This is a genomic window from Micromonospora sp. NPDC047753 (assembly GCF_040642735.1).
Lineage (GTDB): Bacteria > Actinomycetota > Actinomycetes > Mycobacteriales > Micromonosporaceae > Micromonospora.
The window spans coordinates 1-2,256 of sequence record NZ_JBEYSL010000755.1 but is presented as its reverse complement, the minus strand read 5'-3'; the positions used below and the strand labels follow the sequence as shown (position 1 = coordinate 2,256).

General features: G+C 72.2%; 2 protein-coding genes. One reads left to right on the top strand and one right to left on the bottom strand.

The window, feature by feature from the left end:
* Positions 1-64 precede the first annotated feature (64 nt).
* Complete coding sequence (xylA, locus tag ABZ749_RS34155) at positions 65-1,252, bottom strand: xylose isomerase (RefSeq protein ID WP_357235303.1); 1,188 nt, start codon at positions 1,250-1,252, stop codon at positions 65-67.
* Positions 1,253-1,330: 78 nt separating this feature from the next.
* On the opposite strand from xylA, the gene ABZ749_RS34150 reads away from it, so the two are divergent.
* Positions 1,331-2,256 (top strand): ROK family protein (locus tag ABZ749_RS34150; protein WP_357235300.1); only part of this gene is annotated, 926 nt, incomplete at its 3' end.

The window sequence follows — 2,256 nt, the reverse complement described above, 5'->3', positions numbered from 1 at the left end:
GGATCACCACCTTGCAGGACTGGGTGGACGAGTCGACGCCTGCGACCAACGGCATGGCGGGGCCTCAGCGGGCGCCGAGCAGGTGCTCGACGGCGAGCTGGTTGAGCCGGACGAAGGCGAAGCCCCGGGCGGCCACCGCGTCGACGTCGACGTCCTCGAACGCGGACCGGTCGGCAAGGAGCTCCTCGTAGCCCTCGCCGTCGCCGAGCGTCGGCGTGCTCAGCTCGCCGACCTTGCTGGCGGCGAGCGCCTCGACCACCTCGGGGTCGGCGCGGAACGCCGCTGCGCGCTCCTTGAGCAGCAGGTAGGTGCTCATGTTGGCCGCCGCGGAGGCCCACACGCCGTCCATGTCCTCGGTGCGGGACGGCTTGTAGTCGAAGTGCCGGGGGCCGTCGTAGGCCGGACCGCCGTTGGGGCCGCCGTTCTCCAGGAGGTCCACCAGGGCGAACGCGTTCATCAGGTCACCGTGGCCGAAGACCAGGTCCTGGTCGTACTTGATGCCGCGCTGGCCGTTGAGGTCCAGGTGGAACAGCTTGCCCTGCCAGAGCGCCTGGGCGATGCCGTGGGCGTAGTTGAGCCCGGCCATCTGCTCGTGGCCGACCTCCGGGTTGAGGCCGACCAGCTCGGAGTGCTCCAACTGCGAGATGAAGCCGAGCGCGTGCCCGATGGTGGGCAGCAGGATGTCGCCGCGCGGCTCGTTGGGCTTGGGCTCCAGGGCGAACCGCAGGTTGTAGCCCTTGTCGATGGAGTACTGGGTGAGCAGGTTGACGGCCTCGCGGTAGCGGTCCAGGGCGGCCTGGACGTCCTTGGCGAGGTCGTACTCGGAGCCCTCGCGGCCACCCCACATGACGAACGTGCTGGCACCCAGCTCGGCGGCCAGGTCGACCTGACGCAGCACCTTGCGCAGCGCGTACCGGCGGACGTCGCGGTCGTTGCTGGTGAAGCCGCCGTCCTTGAAGATCGGGTGGGTGAAGAGGTTGGTGGTGACCATCGGCACCACCAGGCCGGTCTCGTCGAGGGCCTTGCGGAACCGGGCGATGTGCTGGTCCCGGGTGGCCGCGTCGACGCCGAACGGGATGAGGTCGTCGTCGTGGAAGGTGATGCCGTACGCGCCCAGCTCGGCGAGCCGGTGCACTGCCTCGACCGCGTCGAGCTCGGGACGGGTGGCGTCACCGAACGGGTCGCGGGCCTGCCAGCCCACGGTCCAGAGCCCGAAGGAGAACTTGTCGGCGGGGGTGGGACGGGGTGCCATGAGCAACCTCCGGGGTGGTGTTGTCCGCTATTTGTTCAGCGATTGAATTATTTGCCCACCCTATGGCACTGTCAAGGGGTGAGCCTCACCCACGCCCCGGCCGGCGCTGTCCGTCAGGGCAGCCTGCGCGAGCTCAACCTCGCCCTGGTCCTCGGCCGGATCGCCGCGGCCGACCGACCTCCCTCCCGGGCCGACCTGGCGACCGCCACCGGCCTGACCAGAGCCACCGTGTCCGCGGTGGTCGAGGACCTGCTCGCCGGCCAGCTGGTCAGTGAGTCCGACCCCGCGCCCCGCTCGGGTGCCGGCCGCCCGGCGCGCGGACTGGTCCTGGCCGATCAGGGGCCGGCCGGGCTCGGGCTGGAGGTCAACGTGGACTACCTGGCGGTCTGCGTGGTGGACCTCGCCGGCCAGGTCCGGCACCGCACCGTGCACCGGGCCGACCTGCGCCCGGTCGCCCCCGCCGACGCCCTGGCCCGCCTTGTCGAGATGGCCGGGGCAGCCCGCGAGGACGCCGCCCGGCGCGGCCTCACCCTGGTCGGGGCCGCCCTGGCGGTGCCCGGCCTGGTGGACGACGCCGGGCTGGTCCGGCTCGCGCCGAACCTCGGCTGGCATGACGTGCCGGTGCCGGCGCTGCTCGCCGAACACCCTCCGCTGATCGAGCAGGTGCCCGGCATCCCCGCACTGGTGGTGGACAACGAGGCCAACCTCGCGGCGCTCGGCGAGCTGCACTCGCAGCCCACCGGCACATCCAGCTTCCTGCACATCTCCGGCGAGGTGGGCATCGGTGCCGGCATCGTGCTGGACGGCGCGCTGTTTCGCGGCGTACGCGGGTGGAGCGGCGAGATCGGGCACCTTCCCGTGCACCCCGAGGGCCGTCCGTGCCGCTGCGGCGGGCAGGGCTGCCTGGAGCAGTACGCCGGTCAGGAGGCGATCGTGGCCGCCGCCGGGCTGGCCCGGGCGGAGCTTCCCGCAGACACCGCGACGGCCCGGTTGGCCGAGTTGGC

Excerpts from the sequence above, each read along its gene's own strand:
- xylA (WP_357235303.1), bottom strand. The coding sequence starts at position 1,252 with ATGGCACCCCGTCCCACCCCCGCCGACAAGTTCTCCTTCGGGCTCTGG.